The sequence below is a fragment of the Pseudomonas sp. H1_F01 genome, from assembly GCF_054681425.1.
The window spans coordinates 6,187,593-6,206,895 of the sequence record NZ_CP162823.1 but is presented as its reverse complement, the minus strand read 5'-3'; the positions used below and the strand labels follow the sequence as shown (position 1 = coordinate 6,206,895).

Annotated in this window: 18 protein-coding genes and 1 riboswitch; of the genes, 11 read left to right on the top strand and 7 right to left on the bottom strand. The window is 61.1% G+C overall.

Translation table 11 applies throughout. The features are described 5' to 3' along the window. Nucleotides 1-2: 2 nt before the first annotated feature. Nucleotides 3-707, top strand: a complete 705-nt coding sequence (locus tag AB4O09_RS27980) for a hypothetical protein (RefSeq protein WP_013692123.1) — start codon at nucleotides 3-5, stop codon at nucleotides 705-707. Nucleotides 708-779: 72 nt separating this feature from the next. After that, complete coding sequence (locus AB4O09_RS27975; RefSeq protein WP_003197145.1) at nucleotides 780-1,586, top strand: hypothetical protein; 807 nt, start codon at nucleotides 780-782, stop codon at nucleotides 1,584-1,586. A 2-nt stretch (nucleotides 1,587-1,588) separates the two neighbouring features. Here the strand turns inward: AB4O09_RS27975 and AB4O09_RS27970 are convergent, their stop codons facing one another. The 4 genes from AB4O09_RS27970 to AB4O09_RS27955 all read right to left on the bottom strand — a co-directional run bounded on the left by AB4O09_RS27970 (nucleotide 1,589) and on the right by AB4O09_RS27955 (nucleotide 5,097). Continuing rightward, on the bottom strand, nucleotides 1,589-2,554 hold the full coding sequence (locus AB4O09_RS27970) for a hypothetical protein (protein WP_003197147.1): 966 nt from the start codon (nucleotides 2,552-2,554) through the stop codon (nucleotides 1,589-1,591). 34 nt (nucleotides 2,555-2,588) lie between these two features. Then, nucleotides 2,589-3,401 (bottom strand): aldo/keto reductase, encoded by an 813-nt coding sequence (locus AB4O09_RS27965; RefSeq protein ID WP_038856474.1) that lies wholly within the window; start codon nucleotides 3,399-3,401, stop codon nucleotides 2,589-2,591. Continuing rightward, nucleotides 3,398-4,573 (bottom strand): NAD(P)/FAD-dependent oxidoreductase, encoded by a 1,176-nt coding sequence (locus AB4O09_RS27960; protein ID WP_460107765.1) that lies wholly within the window; start codon nucleotides 4,571-4,573, stop codon nucleotides 3,398-3,400. Before AB4O09_RS27960 ends, AB4O09_RS27965 begins: the two co-directional genes overlap by 4 nt. Before the next feature lie 191 nt (nucleotides 4,574-4,764). Beyond that, nucleotides 4,765-5,097: a DMT family transporter gene (locus AB4O09_RS27955; protein WP_003197153.1), complete on the bottom strand. Its 333-nt coding sequence runs from the start codon at nucleotides 5,095-5,097 to the stop codon at nucleotides 4,765-4,767. A 103-nt stretch (nucleotides 5,098-5,200) separates the two neighbouring features. On the opposite strand from AB4O09_RS27955, the gene AB4O09_RS27950 reads away from it, so the two are divergent. Together AB4O09_RS27950 and waaA are read left to right on the top strand one after the other, a co-directional pair. Beyond that, complete coding sequence (locus AB4O09_RS27950) at nucleotides 5,201-6,091, top strand: LysR family transcriptional regulator (protein WP_003197154.1); 891 nt, start codon at nucleotides 5,201-5,203, stop codon at nucleotides 6,089-6,091. Nucleotides 6,092-6,113: 22 nt separating this feature from the next. Further along, a complete protein-coding gene (gene waaA / locus AB4O09_RS27945; protein WP_003197156.1) occupies nucleotides 6,114-7,394 on the top strand; it encodes a lipid IV(A) 3-deoxy-D-manno-octulosonic acid transferase in 1,281 nt (426 codons plus the stop codon). A gap of 38 nt (nucleotides 7,395-7,432) precedes the next feature. Here waaA and AB4O09_RS27940 read toward each other — a convergent pair whose 3' ends face one another. Next, nucleotides 7,433-8,872, bottom strand: a complete 1,440-nt coding sequence (locus AB4O09_RS27940) for a TolC family outer membrane protein (RefSeq protein WP_003197157.1) — start codon at nucleotides 8,870-8,872, stop codon at nucleotides 7,433-7,435. 174 nt (nucleotides 8,873-9,046) lie between these two features. Next, nucleotides 9,047-9,152: riboswitch (TPP riboswitch) on the top strand. A 175-nt stretch (nucleotides 9,153-9,327) separates the two neighbouring features. Between AB4O09_RS27940 and thiC the strand changes: the two genes are divergently transcribed. Both thiC and cytX read left to right on the top strand, forming a co-directional pair. After that, entirely contained in the window at nucleotides 9,328-11,217 is a 1,890-nt protein-coding gene (thiC, locus tag AB4O09_RS27935) for a phosphomethylpyrimidine synthase ThiC (protein ID WP_003197160.1), read from the top strand. A gap of 171 nt (nucleotides 11,218-11,388) precedes the next feature. Then, on the top strand, nucleotides 11,389-12,681 hold the full coding sequence (gene cytX / locus AB4O09_RS27930; protein ID WP_013692126.1) for a putative hydroxymethylpyrimidine transporter CytX: 1,293 nt from the start codon (nucleotides 11,389-11,391) through the stop codon (nucleotides 12,679-12,681). Here cytX and AB4O09_RS27925 read toward each other — a convergent pair. Continuing rightward, on the bottom strand, nucleotides 12,650-13,396 hold the full coding sequence (locus AB4O09_RS27925) for a DUF3298 domain-containing protein (RefSeq protein ID WP_003197166.1): 747 nt from the start codon (nucleotides 13,394-13,396) through the stop codon (nucleotides 12,650-12,652). The genes cytX and AB4O09_RS27925 overlap by 32 nt on opposite strands. Nucleotides 13,397-13,610: 214 nt before the next feature. Between AB4O09_RS27925 and AB4O09_RS27920 the strand changes: the two genes are divergently transcribed. From AB4O09_RS27920 to AB4O09_RS27905, 4 genes are all read left to right on the top strand, one after another. Further along, nucleotides 13,611-14,228: an NUDIX domain-containing protein gene (locus AB4O09_RS27920; protein WP_003197169.1), complete on the top strand. Its 618-nt coding sequence runs from the start codon at nucleotides 13,611-13,613 to the stop codon at nucleotides 14,226-14,228. Further along, nucleotides 14,219-14,671, top strand: coding sequence for a DUF1249 domain-containing protein (locus tag AB4O09_RS27915; protein ID WP_003186471.1), 453 nt, complete (start codon nucleotides 14,219-14,221; stop codon nucleotides 14,669-14,671). Before AB4O09_RS27920 ends, AB4O09_RS27915 begins: the two co-directional genes overlap by 10 nt. 99 nt (nucleotides 14,672-14,770) lie before the next feature. Next, nucleotides 14,771-15,586 carry a 3',5'-cyclic-AMP phosphodiesterase gene (gene cpdA / locus AB4O09_RS27910; RefSeq protein WP_003197172.1) on the top strand — a complete coding sequence of 272 codons (816 nt, stop codon included), beginning with the start codon at nucleotides 14,771-14,773 and terminating at the stop codon, nucleotides 15,584-15,586. A gap of 493 nt (nucleotides 15,587-16,079) precedes the next feature. Then, the gene (locus AB4O09_RS27905) at nucleotides 16,080-16,439 is read left to right on the top strand and encodes a DUF6124 family protein (RefSeq protein WP_003197174.1); all 360 of its coding nucleotides are present in this window, start codon (nucleotides 16,080-16,082) and stop codon (nucleotides 16,437-16,439) included. A 419-nt stretch (nucleotides 16,440-16,858) separates the two neighbouring features. Here the strand turns inward: AB4O09_RS27905 and AB4O09_RS27900 are convergent, their stop codons facing one another. Further along, nucleotides 16,859-18,289 carry an IS1182 family transposase gene (locus AB4O09_RS27900; RefSeq protein WP_212795278.1) on the bottom strand — a complete coding sequence of 477 codons (1,431 nt, stop codon included), beginning with the start codon at nucleotides 18,287-18,289 and terminating at the stop codon, nucleotides 16,859-16,861. A gap of 403 nt (nucleotides 18,290-18,692) precedes the next feature. Between AB4O09_RS27900 and AB4O09_RS27895 the strand changes: the two genes are divergently transcribed. After that, entirely contained in the window at nucleotides 18,693-19,301 is a 609-nt protein-coding gene (locus tag AB4O09_RS27895; protein ID WP_003197175.1) for a YqiA/YcfP family alpha/beta fold hydrolase, read from the top strand. Nucleotides 19,302-19,303 lie beyond the last annotated feature (2 nt).

Here is a 19,303-nt window from a genome sequence, read left to right as displayed (position 1 = left end):
ACATGGCGGATCGTGTACCTCAAATCAATGATGAGATGGCGCTCGATAGATTGCCGGGCGGTCATCAATCGCTGGCGGAGGCGTTGCCCCAGGCGTTGAAGGACTGTTTGGGAAGAGCGTCACGGGTGGTGCTGGTGGCGAATAATCCAGCGATCACTGCGGCCGATTTCCAGGCGCTCGATATCGGCAGTGACGACGTGGTCGTGACCTTCAATACCTGCGTGAAGTCGGCACTGCTCAGCCCGCGCAGCGTTAATGTGTTCGTCCATGGCTTTAATGCCCCCGACGCTTATTTCTTCGGCCTGCCTTACAACGCCGAGGTCCAGCGATTGTTCGACCAGCCCGACGCACGCTGCTTCACAATGTTGGTGGGGTGCACCGGGGATATGTCGCCACTGCCGGGCGTGGCCTTGTTTTGGGAACGCATTCCATTACCGCCTTTGTGGAACTATCCGGTCAACAGGGAGGGTGGCAAGCGCTATGTCGGTCCTTCGACGGGCTTCAATGCACTGGTGCTGTTCGATTGGTTGCGCGGCCATGCCGGTTATACCTATCAAATCATGACCCTGGGTTTTTCCAACGAGGCGGGAAAGTTCTGGAGCGGGCACGCTTGGGAATATGAGCGGCAATGGCTGCTCGAGGCCGATGTGAGTGTTGTGCCGTTGCAACGCTGCCGTTGGTGGCAAAGGTGGTTTCGTCGCCCTTGAGTCGCATTGGCAAGTTGAGCCATTTGATGCGATGCCGCCGGGCAATTCTTTTTTACGACAAGGGCAGGACGCGTGTTGAAAGTTGCGCTGGCTTTTTTTGGTATTCCGAGAAACTCGGAAATCTGTTTTCCCTCTATTCAAGAGAACGTCCTGGCACAGATTCCTGCCGGGAGCGAAGTACAGTGTTTTTATCATCTGTACAAAATCGATGAAATCCGCAATCCGCGCTCGGGGGAGCAAGGTGAACTGAAAGCGGACAACTATGCGCCGTTCAGCACCATGACCGGTCGCCTCGACTCTACCGAGGGAGTCCTGGAACGCTGGGACTTCGAGCGGGTCAAGTCCTTGGGCGATACCTGGGGAGATGAGCATGCTTCGCTCAGAAATCTGATCTACCAGCTCAATTCCCTGAATGCCGTTACGGCCATGATGGAACCGTTTGATCCGGATTTCGTCGTGTTTGTGCGCCCTGACAATTTCTACCACACAGCGCTTCCGGCATATGTGTTCGCTCATCCTGATGCACGCAGATTGAATGCCTACATCCCGGACTGGCAATGGTGGGGGGGCTTGAACGACCGTTTCGCTATTTGCGGGCGTGATGCCTACCGAGCCTATGGCAAGCGTATCGAACGTATTTTCGATTTTTGCGAGGCAACGGGTAGGCAACTGCATTCCGAGCGGCTGCTCAAATACGCATTGCAACAAGCACAGGTGAAGGTTTGCACCCTGCCGACCACGGCGTCACGGGTGCGAATCGATGGCGCCTTCGCCGAAGAGTCTTTCTCGCCCAAGCGTGGCATGGGTAAGCGCGAGAATCGCTATTTCCATCTGTTTGCACGGTGGCGAACCTATCTGGATAAGCGGCGTTCCAGTTGACGCTATTTGTGTAGCGTCCCGCGAACCATGCGCATCAGGCCCATGGCTTTCTTGTGCAAGGTGGTCAGGCCTTGGCGACGAGGCGTGTGCACTTCCAAGCCTTGTTTCACCAGCCAATCCTTCCAGCGGATGCGTTCGTCGCGGACCACCCAGCCCTCTTGGCTGGCGAAGCTTTCGGCCAGGTGCAGGCCTCGGGTGCTGGCCGCAATCAGTTGATCACGTTTAAGCGTATAGAGCTCACCAATCGGCTTGCCATCTTCAAGCGGCATCAGGTACAGATCGGGCCGTTTGCGATCCAGGCGCGCGACCAACTGGTCGCCTTCCAGACGCTCATCGACGTGAAACAGGCTCAGGGACTTGGCTTCCTTGGGCACATCCAGACGCAAGTCATAAATCAGTTGCAGCGATGCCGTCGGCAGGTGCACATAGGCCCGTGGTCGCTCGATCAGTTGCAGGTTGGCGCTGCGCACCGGGCGGGCCGATCCCGAGAGTGGCGTCAGCCGAAACGGCAAGGCTTCGCGGTAATGCAGGGCCGTGGCGTAGGGGGCCGGCAGCCAGGTGTCGTTGAAACGCCCTCCGAGCCAGCCTTCCGGGGTTTCCAGCAGGCATTCTTCGGCAATTTCGCTGATGGCGGTGAGCAGCGGCAGGTTCAGCTCGTGGGCCGGGACGTAGCCGGAAATCAGCTTGAGCACCACATCGCCGCGATCCTGCCGGCGCTGGCGCACCAGTACCCAATAGTCGCGGTTCTGCCAATGCAGGGTCAGGCGCACGGAAACGCCCAGGTTTGCCAACTCCAGGGAAAAACGCTCGGTATCGGCCACGGCTACCGGGCGGCGGCGCTGCAAGGTCTGGGCGAAATTCAGCGGCATCCCGACGCTCTGGTAAGTCAGGCCTTCGGGTGTCGCTTCGACGAACAGGGGCAGGGTCTTGAAGTTGCTGGGATTCTTTCTGATGAGCGTACGCGGCATGTCGGCTCCTTCCTTAAGGCCGCGTAGGGCGGCGTCAGTTTTTACGCAGGACCTTGGCTACGGTCGCGACGTTATGGGCGAGGTGCAGCGGATTGATGGTGCCGACAATAGCACTGGCGACACCAGGATGCTCAAACAACAGTTCGAAGCTGGCGCGAACCGGGTCTACCCCGGGGCTCAGGCAGACGTGACCACTGGCCAGGGCTTTCTTCACCAGGATCGCTTTGCCGTGTTCGCTGGCGTATTCAATGACAGCCTTTTCGTTTCGTTCGTTCAGATTGTAGGTGACCATCGCACAATCGCCTTGCTCCAGGGCTTTCAAGCCACCGTCGACGGTCTTGCCGGAAAAACCGAAGCCGCCGATCTTGCCCTCGCGCTTGAGCGCCGCCAGGGTCGGGTAGACCTCGCTGTCGTTGAGGATCGCCAGGTCGTTGCCATCCGAATGTACCAGGACCAGGTCGATATAGTCGGTTTCCAGGCGCTTGAGGCTGCGTTCCACCGAAAATCGGGTATGGGCGGCACTGAAGTCGTGGCGCGATTGGCCGTCGCTGAATTCTTCGCCGACCTTGCTGACAATCACCCAGTCCTGGCGTTGGCCGCGCAGCAGCGGGCCGAGGCGCTCTTCGCTGCGGCCATAGGCCGGCGCGGTGTCGATCAGGTTGATACCCAGGTCGCGCGCCAGTTTGAGCAACATGCGCGCTTCGTCGTCATCGGGGATCTGAAAGCCGTTGGGGTATTTGACGCCTTGGTCGCGACCGAGCTTGACGGTGCCCAGGCCCAGGGGGGAGACCCGCGGGCCGTCATGGCCCAGGGGGCGATAGAGGTCATGCAGGGTCGGTTGGCTCATGGCAGCAGTTGCTCCCAGGCAGGGACGCCCATGGGCGGCTTCGGCAGGTCCGGCAGTGGGGCCGGGTGGCTTGGCTGGATACCATCGCGTTGCAGGGCATTGACCACCCGATCGGCGAAGTCCGGCGCCAGGGCCAATTTAGTCGGCCAGCCCACCAGCAGGCGATCCTGTTCGGCGAGGAAGGCGTTGTCCGGGCGGGTCAGGCCTGACTGCAACGGTTCGGCGCGGTCAACCCGCAGCGTGGCCCATTGCGCGGTGCTCAGGTCAATCCAAGGCAACAATTGGCCGAGTTCTTTCTGGGCGGCGGCGATCTGCGCGGCAGGCTCGCGGGTCACGCCATCACCTTCGGCCAGATCGCCACCCACGTACCAGACCCATTGGCCATCGGCCGCCGGGTGGGTGGTCACGGTGACGCGCGGCTTCGGTCCGCCGCCCAGACAATGGGCGTAGAGGGGCTTGAGGCTGGGGCCCTTGACCAGGACCATGTGCAACGGTCGGCGCTGCATGGCTGGCTGGTCCAGGCCCAGGGCGCTGAGCAGGTCGGCGGTGCCGCCCCCGGCGCTGAGGACAATGCGCTGGGCACGAATCTCGCGGCCATCGACCTTGAGTCCGATCAGCTCGCCACCTTCGCGCAGCGGTTCGATGTGCTGCCCGGCCAGCAAGCTGTCGCCGGCCAGTTCCGCCAGGCGCGCGATCACACTCGGCACGTCCACCACCAGCTCGGCCAGGCGATAGACCTTGCCCTTGAAGCGCTTGTCTTGCAGGGCCGGTGGCAACTGATCGCCCTTGACCTGATCGATCCGCCCGCGCACGGCCTTGCTGGCAAAGAAACTGGTGAGGTTGCCGGCCAGGGTGCCGGGGGACCAGAGGTAATGGGCATCGGACAGCATGCGCACGCCGGACAGGTCCAGCTCACCTTCACCTTTCAGGGCCTCACGCCAGCGACGCGGCATGTCGGCGATGGCTTCCGAGGCACCGGTCAGGGCGCCGTGCAGGGCGTACTTGGCGCCGCCATGGATGATGCCCTGGGATTTGACACTCTGCCCGCCGCCGAGGCTGGCGCTTTCCACCAGCACGGTCGAAAAACCCTGGCGACGCAGGCGTGCATTCAGCCAGAGGCCGGCGACGCCTGCGCCGACAATCAGAATGTCGGTGGAAATAACGGATGGCATGAGCGACCTCAATGTTCAAGACGAGGGCGCAGTATACAGACTCGATGCAGAGGGAATTTGTTGGCGATCAACCTGTGGGAGCAAAGCTTGCTCGCGATACAGGCAACTTGATTTCTTTAAGACCGCAGAGCCGTCATCGCGGGCAAGCCTTGCTCCCACACAAGCCTTGTTCCCATAGTTTCTGACTCTTGTTAGTGCCCGGCAGTCTTGGAAAAGAGTTGGATCACGACAACCCCGAGAACAATCAACGCCATCCCCAGCATCGCCGGCACGTCCAGTTTCTGCCCGTAGATGAACAGCGCCGCCACACTGACCATGACGATCCCCAGCCCGGCCCAGACCGCATAGGCCACGCCCACCGGTACGGTGCGCACCACCAGCGTCAGCATCCAGAATGCGGTGCCGTAGCCGACGATGACCAGCAGCAAAGGCAGAGGTGTGCTCAGGCCCTTGATCGCTTTCATTGAAACGGTGGCGATGACTTCGGCGCAGATGGCGATGGCCAGGTAGTAGTAGGCGTTCATGAGCGGTTCCTCTTCGACGGTTGCGTCTTTCGATGGGGCCATTCTAGAGATGGGGCAGATGCGGTAAAGTCATTACCTATCTGTAATGGAGATAGGTTGAGCCATGAACGTACAGTGGAACCTGGAGCAATTGCGGCTATTTGTCGGGGTCGCCGAGAAACGTTCGTTTTCAGCCGTGGCCCGGGATCAGCGCAAGGCCCAATCGGCCATCAGCAGTGCGATTGCGTTGCTGGAGACGGATTTGGGCGTGAGCCTGTTCGAGCGCAGCAGCGGTCGTCAGCCCAGGCTCACCGACGCTGGCGAAGCCTTGCTTGAAGAGGCCAGGGAAGTGCTGCGTCAGTGCGAGCGTCTCAATGGCCGGGCCCTGGCCCTGATGCGCGGGCAGGAAGCGTCGCTGCGCCTGGCCCAGGACGAAGCCATGCCCTATCAGCCGGTCATCGACAGCCTGGCGGCCCTGGCCGAGCAATTCCCCACCCTCGAAGTGCAACTGGCCAGCGCCGCCCAAGGCGATGTGGCGCGCAAACTGGTGGAGCGCCGCGCCGACCTCGGCTTGCTGTTCTATCACGACCAGATCCCCGAGGCGCTGGAGCGCCGGGTGCTGGGCAGCGTCGAGATGGTGACGGTGTGCGGCAGGGGCCACCCACTGGCGAACCATGCTTATGTGACCTGCCGGGAAATGGCCCGGCATCGCCAGTTGTTGATGGCGACCCAGTCCAGTGTCTATCCCGGCAGTGAGCAGGCCAGCCCGCAGGTCTGGCGGGCCGACAGTTTCTATGTGCTGGCCGAATGGCTGAGGAGTGGCCTGGGCTGGGCCTGGTTGCCTCGGCATGTGGTGCAATACCCGGCGTACCTGGGCGACATGGTCGAACTCAGCAGCGAATGGACCCCGCCGGCCCTGGTGGTGGAACTGGTCTGGCGCCGCGACGAACCCCTGGGCCCGGCCGCGCGTTGGCTGGCGGAACGTTTTGCCGTGCAGTTGCAGGCGATTGGCTGAAAAACCGATAAACTCCGCCGCCATGAACAGAACTCTCTATAGCGCGTTGTTTTACCTGGGGCTGCCACTGGTAGCGATTCGGCTGTGGTTGCGGGCCCGCAAGGCGCCGGCTTATGCCCGGCGCATTGGCGAGCGGTTCTCCTGGGGGCTGCCGGTCATGGTGCCTGGGGGCATCTGGGTCCACGCGGTGTCGGTGGGCGAGAGCATCGCCGCCGCGCCAATGATCCGCGCCTTGCTGCAACGTTATCCACAGCTGCCGATCACGGTCACGTGCATGACGCCCACCGGTTCGGAGCGGATCCAGGCGTTGTTCGCCAACGAGCCGCGCATCCAGCATTGCTATTTGCCTTACGACTTGCCCTGCGCCGCCAAGCGTTTTCTCGACCGGGTCCGGCCGTCCCTGGCGGTGATCATGGAAACCGAGCTGTGGCCCAACCATATTCACCAATGCGCCAGGCGCGGCATTCCCGTGGCCCTGGCCAACGCGCGGTTGTCGGAGCGCTCGGCGCGGGGCTATGGGCGCTTTCCCAAGCTCACCCGGCCCATGCTCGCCGAGATGAGCCTGTTCGCCGTACAGACCGAAGCCGAAGCCGAGCGTTTTCGCCAATTGGGCGCGCGGGCGGAAACCGTCGAAGTCACCGGTTCCATCAAGTTCGACCTGACCATCGACCCGCAACTGCTCGAAGACGCCAGCGCCTTGCGCCGCCAGTGGCAGGCAACCGAGCGCCCGGTGTGGATCGCCGCCAGTACCCATGAAGGCGAGGACGAAGTGGTGCTGGCCGCCCACCGTCGGTTGCTCGAGAGTTATCCCGATGCGTTGCTGATCCTGGTGCCGCGTCATCCCGAGCGCTTCGACGCAGTGCACCAACTGTGTGTAAGCGAAGGGTTGGCCACGGTGCGGCGCTCCAGCGGCCAGTCCGTGACCGCGCAGGCTTCGGTGTTGCTCGGTGACACCATGGGTGAATTGCTGTTTCTCTATGCGTTGGCCGACAGCGCGTTTGTCGGTGGCAGCCTGGTGCCCAACGGTGGGCACAACCTGCTCGAGCCGGCGGCGCTGGCGAAACCGGTGCTCAGCGGGCCGCACTTGTTCAACTTCCTCGAAATAGCCGCGCAACTGCACGCTGCCGGTGCGCTGGCGGAAGTGGACGATGCCGAAAGCCTGGCCCTGGCGGTACAGCGCCTGTTCGAACTGCCCCGCGATGCCCAGCGTATGGCCGAGGCGGGGTTGAAGGTGATGCGCAGCAACCAGGGCGCATTGCAGCGATTGCTGGAGGGGTTGGGGCGGTTGCTCGCCAGACAGTGATCATTCCCACGCAGAGCGCGGGAATGATCGGCACTTAATTACTGCGTCGGCCGTGAGCGCAATTGCGCCGCTGCCGCTTGCGCCAGGTCCGGCGGCAGGAAGTCGCGGTCCGGGTTGTAGTCGGGCTTGAGGTAGCGCGACAGGTCCTGCAGGTCCGCTGGGCTCAACGTTCCGGCCGCCTGCTTGAGACGCAGGTTGTCGAGGATGTAGTCGTAGCGGGCGTTGTTGTAGTTGCGCACCGAGGTGTACAGCTGACGCTGGGCGTCGAGCACATCAACGATGTTGCGGGTGCCCACCTGGTAGCCGATTTCCGTGGCTTCCACCGCGCTCTGGTTGGAGATGATCGACTGGCGCCGGGCCTGGACCTGTTCCACGTCGGTGTTTACCGCGCGGTGCAGGTTGCGGGTGTTTTCCACCACCTGCCGGCGCAGGCCTTCGCGTTGCTGCTCGGTCTGGGTGAGCTGCGAGTAGGACTCACGCACTTGGGAGCTGGTCAGTCCGCCGCTGTAGATCGGGATGCTCAGTTGCAGGCCGATGGTGCGTTGCTCGGCATCGCCGCCATAACGCTGGCCTGTGGGGTTCGGGTTGGTGAAGCCGAGGCCGTCGTTGTCGCCTTTTTTGTACTGGGCTATCGCATCGAGGGTCGGCGCATGGCCAGCCTTGCGTTGGCGCAGGGTGTCCTCGGCGGCATCGACGGCGTAGTTGCTGGCCAGCAGGTTCAGGTTCTGCTTGGCCGCCGTGTCGACCCAGGCTTTGGCATCGTTCGGTGTCGGCGGCAGGATCGGCAGGGTGTGGACGATGCCCTGGAGCGAGTTGTACTGGCGGTTGGTCAGGGTGATCAAGGCTTCGAAGGCATCGTCGACCTGGCGCTGGGCGAGGATCCGGTTGGCCCGTGCTGTGTCGTAGCTGGCCTGGGATTGCAGCACGTCGGTCTTGTCCGACAGGCCTACGTCGAAGCGTTCGTTGGATTGGTCGAGCTGGCGCTTGAACGCGGCCTCCTCGGCCTTGGTCGAGGCCAGGTTGTCCTGGCTGCGCAGCACGTTGAAGTAGCTCTCGGCGCTTTGCAGGATCATGTTCTGTTCAGTGGCCGACAGTTGCAGCGACGCTTGTTCGTCGACGGACTTTGCCGCCTGGAGCTGGAACCAGCGGTCGGCGCGGAAAATCGGCTGGGACAGCGTCGCCTGGTAAACCGTGGAGCTGCGGGTGGCGGTCATCGCCGGCTGGTCAAGCTCGGTACGCGTGTTGTTCAGGTCGGCGCCGGCCGAAAGGTTGGGCAACAACCCGGCGCGAGCCTGGGGTACCACTTCCTTCTGGGCGCCATACTGGGCGCGGGCCGCGGCCAGGTCGGCGTTGTTGTCCACCGCTTCCTGATACACGCTCACCAGATCGGTTTTGGTGGTCAGGGGCGCTTCGGCAGCCCATGCCATTGCGTTGGACGCACAAGACACGGCAAGGGCCAGTGAAAGTTTGCGCAGCATGAGGCTATCCCTGCTTTATAAAATGAGAGTTCACGAATGAGAGTGCGCATATCGATGTGCGCGGCGTAGCGAGTGTAGTTGCGCCTGCGCGCGGCAACAATCCTGTATATGCGCCATTCATCACGCCTTTTGCCCTGGTGATGGCGTTCTCTCGTGGTTGTGTCTAGACTGGCCGGGTTCTTGTCGGGGTGCCTTGCTATGAGGCTGAGATCGAATAATTTCGGATCCCGTTGAACCTGATCAGGTTAGCGCCTGCGTAGGGAACAAGATTTCTCGTCACCCGGCGAGTCCTCTTGTGCTTCGTCCGGGATGTTGTTCGACCATCGACTTTCGATCTTCGAACATGCTCGAGCAGCAAGCACAGCGTCCGCACTTTCGTGCTGGGACGCGTCCATTCGTTACAGGTTCGCTCCGACAAAAATCCACTGCCTGGATGTGTGTCTGGAGAGCCCGTGATGACGACAAAATCAAAAAACGCGACCAACCTGAGTGAATCGGCCCAGGTCGATCAGCAATCGGTTCAGCCCTTTACCCGCTCGCAAAAAATCTATGTCCAAGGCAGCCGCCCGGATATCCGCGTGCCCATGCGCGAAATCAGCCTCGACGTGACCCCCACCGACTTCGGCGGCGAAATCAACGCGCCGGTCGTGGTGTACGACACCTCGGGCCCCTACACCGACCCGAACGTGATCATCGACGTGCGCAAAGGCCTGGCCGATGTGCGCTCTTCGTGGATCGAAGCCCGTGGCGACACCGAGCGCCTGGCGGGCCTGAGCTCCAGCTTCGGCCAGGAACGCCTGGCCGATCCCGAGCTGACCAAGCTACGCTTCGCCCACGTGAACAACCCGCGTCGCGCCAAGCCGGGTGCCAACGTCAGCCAGATGCACTACGCGCGCAAAGGCATCATCACCGCCGAGATGGAATACGTCGCCATCCGCGAAAACATGAAGCTGGAAGTCGCCCGCGCCGCTGGCCTGCTGGACCAGCAACACGCCGGCCACAGCTTCGGCGCCAGCGTGCCGAAAGTCATTACCCCGGAATTCGTGCGTGACGAAATCGCCCGTGGTCGCGCGATCATCCCGGCCAACATCAACCACACCGAACTGGAACCGATGATCATCGGCCGTAACTTCCTGGTGAAGATCAACGGCAACATCGGCAACAGCGCGTTGGGTTCGTCCATCGAAGAAGAAGTGGCGAAGCTGACCTGGGGCATCCGTTGGGGTTCGGACACGGTCATGGACCTGTCCACCGGCAAGCACATCCATGAAACCCGCGAGTGGATCATCCGCAACTCGCCGGTACCGATCGGCACTGTGCCAATCTACCAGGCCCTGGAAAAAGTCGGCGGCGCGGCCGAAGACCTGACTTGGGAGCTGTTTCGCGACACGCTGATCGAACAGGCCGAGCAGGGCGTCGATTACTTCACCATCCACGCCGGCGTGTTGCTGCGCTATGTGCCGATGACCGCCAAGCGCGTCACCGGTATCGTCAGCCGTGGTGGTTCGATCATGGCCAAGTGGTGCCTGGCGCACCACAAAGAGAACTTCCTCTACACCCACTTCGAAGACATCTGCGAAATCATGAAGGCCTACGACGTCAGCTTCTCGCTGGGCGATGGCCTGCGTCCGGGCTCGATTGCCGACGCCAACGACGAAGCGCAGTTCGGTGAGCTGGAAACCCTCGGCGAGCTGACCAAGATCGCCTGGAAGCACGACGTGCAATGCATGATCGAAGGCCCCGGCCATGTGCCGATGCAACTGATCAAAGAGAACATGGACAAGCAGCTCGAGTGCTGCGACGAGGCGCCGTTCTACACCCTCGGCCCGCTGACCACCGACATTGCGCCGGGCTACGACCACATCACCTCCGGCATCGGTGCGGCGATGATCGGCTGGTTCGGTTGCGCGATGCTCTGCTACGTCACGCCGAAGGAACACCTCGGCTTGCCGAACAAGGATGACGTGAAGACCGGGATCATCACCTACAAGATCGCCGCCCACGCCGCCGACCTTGCCAAGGGCCACCCGGGCGCGCAGATCCGTGACAACGCCTTGAGCAAGGCGCGTTTCGAGTTCCGTTGGGAGGACCAGTTCAACCTCGGCCTGGACCCGGACACCGCCCGCTCGTACCACGACGAAACCCTGCCCAAGGACTCGGCCAAGGTCGCGCATTTCTGCTCGATGTGCGGGCCGAAGTTCTGCTCGATGAAAATCACCCAGGAAGTGCGCGAGTACGCGGCCAACCAACGCATCGAGGCTGTGGACGTGGACGTTGCCCAGGGCTTGGCGGAGCAGGCAGAGCGGTTCAAGAAGGAAGGTAGTCAGCTTTACAAGAAAGTCTGATTTGAGCTGATGGGGGCGGTGTTTTCACCGCCCCCATCGCGAGCAAGCTCGCTCCCACAGTGGGTTTCTGTTGTTCACAAGATTTGTGTTCGCAGCAGGCCCCCTGTGGGAGCGAGCTTGCTCGCGATAGCGGCCCCCAAAACAACAAATATCCCTCTGAGACAACAACCCTTGAACATCCAACCCAGCACCTACTCCCCAGACACCGCCGTGCCCCTGGACAAGCGCGTCTTCGGCGCCCGCGATCTGTTTTCCCTGTGGTTCTCCCTGGGCATCGGCCTGATGGTCTTGCAGGTCGGCGCCTTGCTCGCGCCGGGCCTGGGCTTGAGTGGTTCGTTGCTGGCGATTTTCCTCGGTACGCTGGTGGGCGTCCTGCTGCTGGCGGCCGTCGGCGTGATCGGCAGCGACACCGGCCTGTCGGCCATGGCCGCGCTCAAGCTCAGCCTTGGCGGCAAGGGCGCGAGCGTGCCGGCGGTGTTGAACCTGCTGCAGCTGATCGGCTGGGGCTCGTTCGAAATCATCGTCATGCGTGACGCCGCCAGCCTGCTCGGTGCCCGAGCCTTCAGCGAAGGCAGCCTGGGCTCCAACCCACTGCTGTGGACGCTGTTCTTCGGCGCCCTGGCGACCCTGCTCGCGGTCAGCGGGCCGTTGACGTTCGTGCGCAAGGTCCTGCGCAAGTGGGGCATCTGGCTGCTGCTGGCGGCGTGTATCTGGTTGACCTGGAATCTGTTTGCCAAGGCCGACCTGGCAGCGCTGTGGGCCCAGGCGGGCGACGGCTCGATGCCGTTGGCGGTGGGGTTTGATATCGCCATTGCGATGCCGCTGTCGTGGTTGCCGCTGATCGCCGACTACTCGCGTTTCGGCAAACGCGCCAAAAATGTGTTTGGCGGCACCGCGTTGGGGTTCTTCATCGGTAACTTCTGGCTGATGAGCCTGGGCGTGGCCTACACCCTGGCGTTCGCGCCAAGCGGTGAAGTCAATGCGCTGCTGCTGGCCCTGGCGGGCGCCGGGTTGGGCATTCCGTTGCTGCTGATTCTGCTGGATGAGTCGGAAAACGCCTTCGCCGACATTCACTCGGCGGCGGTCTCCAGTGGCATGTTGTCGGGGCTGAAGGTCGAGCACCTGGCCTTGGCGATCGGCGTACTCTGCACCTTGATCGCCTGCTTCGCGCCGTTGGCGCAATACCAGAACTTCCTGTTGCTGATCGGCTCGGTGTTCGCACCGCTGTTCGGCGTGGTGCTGGTGGACCACTTCATCCTGCGCAAACGCAGCAGCCAAGTGGTGTCAGCCGCGTTGCGCTGGCCGGCCCTGTTGGCCTGGTTGGGTGGGGTGAGCACTTATCACTTGCTGGCCAACTTCTATCCGGACATCGGCGCAACCCTGCCGTCGCTGATCCTGGCAGGGTTGCTGCAACTGTTGCTGGGCCGGGCTTTCAGCTACGGCCGGGGAACAGCTCGGGCTTGAGGATGCCATTGAGGCGTGGGTAAGCGATCTTCAATTCGATGTGGCCCAGGGCGTATGGCGCGATGGTGCTCACTTCGTACTTGAGGATCACCCCGCCGTAGGTCAGCGCCACGTGTGGGGTTTTCTGGAAGGACCACTGTTTCAGGAACTCGGGTTCCTGATCCAGCTTGGTGCTGATCAGCCAACTGTTGTGGGCGACCTGGGCGGCTTTCCAGAACGCTTCTTCCTGGCCCGGCAGGAGCATGTCCGACAGTGTCAGCACCTTGTGTTGCTGGCGCGAATAGTTGATGAAGCCACGGCCCGGCGTACCGTGGGCGCCGCCGGTGTCCAGGTAGCTGGACAATTCGATGATCACCAGGCCGTCATGTTGCTCACGTACCTTGGCCTGCAAATAGCTGCTGTTGCGGGGCGTGGCGTTGCGCAGGAACTGCTCGCGATAGGCGGCAAGCGTCGGCGCAACCGGGGCGTCCGGGGTGGTGCGGGTCATTTGCAGCAGGCGTTTTTCGACGATGCCGTCCAGGGCCGGCTCGGTGGGGAAGTGCAGGGTATCGATGTTCACCAACGGGCAGTCGGCACTGGCGCAACCTTGTTGCAGTTGTTCCGACGCATCGCGGGTGGTTTCCAGCGGTGCGCGGTAATTGGGTTGGAACAGGCTTTGGCAAGCGCCCAGGGTCAGGGCAATGGCGGCCACGGAGGCAGTTTTGAAAAGCGACATGGGCGTCCTTCATGGAACAGGGAAAGGCGAAAAGTTACCCGCTTCGACTGCCAGCAGGACAATCAGTTCGCCACTAAGCTCATTAGAGTTCTTTCACCTTCTGCCGTCCATCCCGATGAGTGGAAAGGGGCTGCATCAAAGGGTACGGGCGCGTTAGGATGGCGCGAAGCCGAGGTTGGAACCTCGTATTGATCCATTGCACACGAGGATTGTCATGACCGATTTCGCCAACGCCGCACCGAGCACCGTGGACATCGTCAAGCGCGAGAGCTGCTTCCAGGGTTTCTACAAACTCGACCGTGTGCACTTGCGTCACGAATTGTTTGCCGGTGGCATGAGCCGCGAAATCAGCCGTGAATTGTTCGTGCGCCATGACGCGGTGTGCGTGTTGCCCTACGACCCGCAGCGCGATGAAGTGGTGTTGATCGAGCAGTTTCGCGTCGGCGCCATGGACAAGATCGCCAACCCTTGGCTGGTGGAATTGGTGGCCGGCCTGATCGACAAGGACGAACAACCGGAAGAAGTTGCTCATCGTGAAGCGCAGGAGGAAGCTGGGCTTGCCTTCGCTGCGCTTTGGCCGATGACCAAGTATTTTCCATCCCCGGGCGGCAGCGATGAATTCGTCCATTTGTACCTGGGGCGTTGCGACAGCACGGGGGCGGGCGGGCTGCATGGCCTGGTGGAAGAGGCGGAAGATATCCGCGTCAAGGTCTGGTCTTTCGAAGATGCCCTGCAAGCTGTGCGCGACGGACAAATCTGCAATGCACCGAGCATCATCGCCCTGCAATGGCTGGCCTTGAACCGCGAGGAAGTGAGGGGGCTATGGTCCTGAACAAGCTGCGCGATCGCTATCGCGTCGATCTGGTGGGGTTGCAGGCCGCCTGCGAGGCCAACTACGCCCGCCTGATGCGCTTGTTGCCGGACATGCGCAACGATCCGGCGCCGCGGCGTATCGCCGTGACCCACGGCGACCAGATGCTGGGCGTGCTGGCTCTGGAAGTGTTGCAGACTTGCCCCTACACCACCACGCTGCAAGTGCGCCAGGAGCACAGCCTGCCCTGGCTGCCGGTGCCGCAGCTGGAGGTCCAGGTCTATCACGATGCGCGCATGGCCGAAGTCGTCAGCGCTGAACATGCACGACGCTTTCGCGGCATCTATCCTTACCCCAATGCGTCAATGCACCAGCCGGATGAAAAAGCCCAGTTGAACCTGTTCCTGGGCGAGTGGCTGAGTCATTGCCTGGCGCTGGGCCACGAGTTCGAAGTCGTTCGGTAGTTGTGAACCGGTTCCGGTTCGCGGGTTTCCCCTTTCGATCATCCCCCAGCATAATTGCGGCTTCATGCAACGGCGTGACTGCGCCTGGGAGAGAGCGATTTGCCGAGCGTATCCAGCTTGACCACTGCCGATGCGGCGTTGCTGGTCCAACTGTCTGACAGCCATTTGTTCGCCGAGGCCGATGCCTCGTTGCTGGGCATGAATACCCGTGACAGTTTGTGGGCGGTCATTGATTTGGTGCTCAAGCAGCAGCCGGACATTGACCTGATGCTCGCCACCGGGGATCTGTCCCAGGACGGCACGCTGGAGTCCTACGCGGCGTTTCGGCAATTGACTGCGCGAATCGATGCGCCGGCGCGGTGGATTCCCGGCAACCATGATGAGCCGCAGGTGATGCTTGAGGCGGCGGTCAAGAGCACGTTGCTCAATCCGGTGGTGGACATTGGCAACTGGCGGGTGACGATGCTGGATTCCGCCGTGCCTGGTTCGGTGCCGGGTTTTTTGGCCGAGGAGCAGTTGATTCTGTTGGCCAATGCCTTGAGCGAGGCGCCGGAGCGGCATCACTTGGTGTGCCTGCATCATCATCCTGTTTCGATTGGGTGTGCGTGGATGGAGCCGATTGGGTTGCGTAATCCTGAGGCGCTGTTTGCGGTGTTGGATCGGTTTCCTCAGGTGCGGGCGGTGTTGTGGGGGCATGTGCACCAGGAGGTTGACCGGATGCGCGAGGGGGTTCGTTTGTTGGCTTCGCCTTCGACCTGTATTCAGTTTGAGCCGGGGAGTGAGGATTTTGCGGTGGGCTCGCAGGCGCCGGGGTATCGGTGGTTGCGGTTGTTGCCGGATGGGCGGTTGGAGACGGGGGTTGAGCGGGTGGTTGGGTTTGCGTTTACCCCTGACTATGGCTCCAACGGTTACTGAGGACGAGGCGGCCTGACAGCCGGCCCGTCTCTCCCGGTTGTACACCCATCAGATCTGTTTGAGCAGGACCTGTGGGAGCAAAGCTTGCTCGCGAGGCGGCCTGATAGCCGACCTGATTCTCCGGTCATACCCCGATCCAATTGTGTGGGCTTGCTCGCGAAGACGGCGGTACATTCAGCATGGATGCAAGCAGACCCACCGCCATCGCGAGCAAGCTTTGCTCCCACAGGGATCGGCGGTGGACACTGATCTTATAAACAGCCAAAAACCTGTGTGGGAGCGAGCTTGCTCGCGATGGCGGCTGACAGCCGACCAGGGTTTGTGGGAATGGTCGGACATCCTTCCTGGTTCAAGCAGATTTTTCCGACGAGCTCTGGCGGTTGCTGGGTGGGAAGGGCTGTCGCTAACCTTTTCCCGTCGCTGAAAGTTCAGCGGCCGGGCCTGGAAACCCGAAAGTAGGAGGGCGTTATTTCAATCCTAGTGGAGCGCCAACATGTCTGAAGATAACTCTGGGCCAACAAAAAAAGATTCCATTTCTCCCGAAGCCAGCCAGATTCCCCCGATACTCGATGAAGCCGCCAAGCGCGCCATCGACCATTATCTTGACCCCAAACCTCAAGCCAAAAAGAAAAAGCCCTCAGGTCAACTGTTCACCGTCGTGGAAGGCGTCGACACCGAAAGCCTGCTGGCCAACCTCAGCGAAACCCTGGCCTCAGCCGATGCCATGGTCAGCGACCTTGCCTTCGACCTGAAAGGCTCGCGACGCCATGTTGCCCTTGGCATTCAGCAACTGATCGAGCTGGGCGCTTTATTGGCGAATCGGATGCTGGACAACGTCAATACACAATCCTGACCACACCGCGCGCAGAGGCGAGCAAGATCGCTCCCACAATTGGACCGGAGTACGACCGGGAGAGCCAGGACGGCTGTAAGGCCGCCTCGCGAGCAAGCTTTGCTCCCACAGATCTGATGGGTGTACGACTGGAAGAACCAGGTCGGCTACTAGGCCGCCTTGTGGTGGACGTTGATCTCGGCGCCCCGTTAACCACGATGGCCGAACGCAGGCATTGTGGAGTGGGCAACCCGGCATGGATGCCGGGTTAGCCGCGCTGGGCCCAGAGTGTGTAAAAACAGAAAAAACATCGTCGGCACGTAGTGCCGACAGGTGTTGGCCAACTGATTAAAACCTGAAGGGTTCCTGTAGCTCCAAGCGGCCCCTACGAACGCTAGCAAGGCTTCATAGCTTGATTAACGGGGCAAAACGGCAGGCTTTCAGGCCGCCAGCGCCTTCATCAGACCCTGCGCACCAAGGATTTTCATCACTCTTTTCCAATTGTAAGCGAGCACATTCAAGCTCATTTCAGTGCTGACCCCAGCCAGCCGCCGTGTCAGAAAATGCGTCGCTCCCATCCATTGCTTCAGCGTCCCGAAGGGGTGCTCGACCGTTCGCTTGCGGATGTTCATCATCTGCGGCTCATTGTTCAGCCGGGCCTGCATTTCCTCCAGTAACGCCTCATGTTCCCAGCGCCGAATTTTTCGCTCTCTGGCCGGTGTGCATTGCGCCTTTATCGAACAGGCTCGGCAGTTGGAGTGCCAGTAAACGTCCAGCTTCTTGCCCTTGTCGACGTAAGAGTTGCGCCAGATCAGCACTTGCTTGGCGGGGCAGACGTAGACATCTTTGTCTGCGTCGTAAACAAACTCGTCATTGCCGAAACGGCCATCAAATTTGGCCCGCGAGCTCAGTGTTTTCGGCACATAAGCTGTGATCCCTGCCTCGTGACAGGCCAGGATTTCTACGCTTTTGTAATACCCTCGGTCCGCCACCACCGACAACGATTCGATTTGCATCGCCTCACGGGCCTGCTGGGCCATCGAGCTAAGCTGATCACGGTCGTGACCGACATTGGTCACCTCGTGCGCAACGATCAAATGGTGTTTGGTATCGACTGCTGTCTGCACGTTGTAGCCCACGATGCCATGACCGCTCGTCATCATCATCGAGCGCGCGTCCGGGTCGGTTAGCGAGATCTGTTTGTCCGGCGATGCTTCAAGCTGTATTTCAATCGCTTGGAGTGCCTTCATCTGCTCCTTCAATTTGGCGATTTTCTCTTCCAGGCCGCCTTTGGGCCCTGAAGACTTGGGCTCTTCCCGATCAGCCTCATCCAGCGCCTTCAGATAACGGGCAATGCTTGACTCGATGTCTTCCATCCGGCGCTTCAGCTTGGCGCTGGTAAAATTGCGGTCGCGGTTGTTCACCGCCTTGAATTTACTGCCGTCGATGGCAACGAAATGCTCCGAGAAAAGCCCAAGTTGTTGACACAGCACGACGAACTGCCGACAGACTCCTCGAATGGCCTTTCCGTTGTCTTTGCGGAAGTTGGCGATGGTCTTGAAATCCGGCATCAGGCGACCGGTCAGCCACATCAGCTCGACGTTGCGCTGCGCCTCGCGCTCAAGGCGCCGGCTTGAATGGATACGGTTGAGATAGCCGTAGATGTAGATCTTCAGCATGACTGCAGGGTGGTAAGCCGGTCGGCCCGTTTTAGCGGGGACAGCGCTGTCAAAACCCAAGCTGATCAGGTCGAGCTCATCCACGAAGACATCGACAACGCGCACCGGATTGGTGTCGCTGACGTAGTCGTCCAAGCTCTCGGGGAGCAAGGTAGTTTGATCTCGGTGTTCACCTTGGATGAAGCGTTTCATGGGCAGCCCTTGCGATGAAGTCCTGGGGAATCATAGCAAGGGTTGGCTTCGGGGTTTTTACACACTCTGGGCCATGGATGGCCCTTCGCGGCGGGCCCACGGAGCAAATGCCTTCGTTCAGGCACACCGAGCCTAGGCGAGGTGCCGAGTGGTGGGGCAAGCCTTTTTTGCTTACTTTTTTTGGCGTTTGAAAAAAAGTGAGCCGCCGTCAGGGCGGAACCCTAAGTGGCCGTTACCGCAGAAATGGATATGTACTCAGTTAAGCCGCCATCGCGAGCAAGCTTTGCTCCCACAGGTGCTGTGATCGACGATTCATGGGAGGCAACAACACGGTCAAATCCCCCCCAATCACCGCAATCTCCCTGTAAACTCCGGCTTTTGCCCAACACCCAGGGAGTCGGCAATGTCGGGTTCGATCCTTTATATCCATGGCTTCAACAGCGCCCCGGCGTCGACCAAGGCCTGTCAATTGACCGAGGTGATGGCACGCCTGGGCCTGAGCGACCAGTTGCAGGTGCCCGCCTTGCATCACCACCCCCGCCAGGCCATCGGTCAGTTGGAGCAGGCGATTACAGAACTGGGGCGCCCGCTGCTGGTCGGCAGCTCGCTCGGCGGCTACTATGCGACTCACTTGGCCGAGCGCCACGGCCTCAAGGCCCTGTTGGTCAACCCTGCCGTCAGCCCACATCGGATGTTTGACGGTTACCTGGGCACGCAAAAGAATTTGTACACCGACGAAACCTGGGAATTGACCCACGACCACGTCACGGCCCTGGCCGAACTGCAAGTGCCGGCGCCCCGGGATCCGCAGCGGTTTCAGGTATGGTTGCAAACCGGTGACGAAACGCTGGATTATCGCCACGCCCAACAGTATTACCGCGCCTGTGCCTTGCGCATCCAGGCCGGCGGCGACCACAGTTTCCAAGGGTTTGCCCAGCAGTTGCCGGCGCTGTTGAGTTTTGCCGGCATTGGCGCCGATTTGTACCAGGCGATCGACTTCACGTCGCTGTGAGC

Coding starts and splice junctions, on each gene's coding strand:
- AB4O09_RS27980 (WP_013692123.1), top strand. CDS start 3: ATGGCGGATCGTGTACCTCAAATCAATGATGAGATGGCGCTCGATAGA.
- AB4O09_RS27970 (WP_003197147.1), bottom strand. CDS start 2,554: ATGCCGCGTACGCTCATCAGAAAGAATCCCAGCAACTTCAAGACCCTG.
- AB4O09_RS27965 (WP_038856474.1), bottom strand. CDS start 3,401: ATGAGCCAACCGACCCTGCATGACCTCTATCGCCCCCTGGGCCATGAC.
- AB4O09_RS27960 (WP_460107765.1), bottom strand. CDS start 4,573: ATGCCATCCGTTATTTCCACCGACATTCTGATTGTCGGCGCAGGCGTC.
- AB4O09_RS27955 (WP_003197153.1), bottom strand. CDS start 5,097: ATGAACGCCTACTACTACCTGGCCATCGCCATCTGCGCCGAAGTCATC.
- AB4O09_RS27950 (WP_003197154.1), top strand. CDS start 5,201: ATGAACGTACAGTGGAACCTGGAGCAATTGCGGCTATTTGTCGGGGTC.
- waaA (WP_003197156.1), top strand. CDS start 6,114: ATGAACAGAACTCTCTATAGCGCGTTGTTTTACCTGGGGCTGCCACTG.
- AB4O09_RS27940 (WP_003197157.1), bottom strand. CDS start 8,872: ATGCTGCGCAAACTTTCACTGGCCCTTGCCGTGTCTTGTGCGTCCAAC.
- thiC (WP_003197160.1), top strand. CDS start 9,328: ATGACGACAAAATCAAAAAACGCGACCAACCTGAGTGAATCGGCCCAG.
- AB4O09_RS27925 (WP_003197166.1), bottom strand. CDS start 13,396: ATGTCGCTTTTCAAAACTGCCTCCGTGGCCGCCATTGCCCTGACCCTG.
- AB4O09_RS27920 (WP_003197169.1), top strand. CDS start 13,611: ATGACCGATTTCGCCAACGCCGCACCGAGCACCGTGGACATCGTCAAG.
- AB4O09_RS27915 (WP_003186471.1), top strand. CDS start 14,219: ATGGTCCTGAACAAGCTGCGCGATCGCTATCGCGTCGATCTGGTGGGG.
- AB4O09_RS27905 (WP_003197174.1), top strand. CDS start 16,080: ATGTCTGAAGATAACTCTGGGCCAACAAAAAAAGATTCCATTTCTCCC.
- AB4O09_RS27900 (WP_212795278.1), bottom strand. CDS start 18,289: ATGAAACGCTTCATCCAAGGTGAACACCGAGATCAAACTACCTTGCTC.
- AB4O09_RS27895 (WP_003197175.1), top strand. CDS start 18,693: ATGTCGGGTTCGATCCTTTATATCCATGGCTTCAACAGCGCCCCGGCG.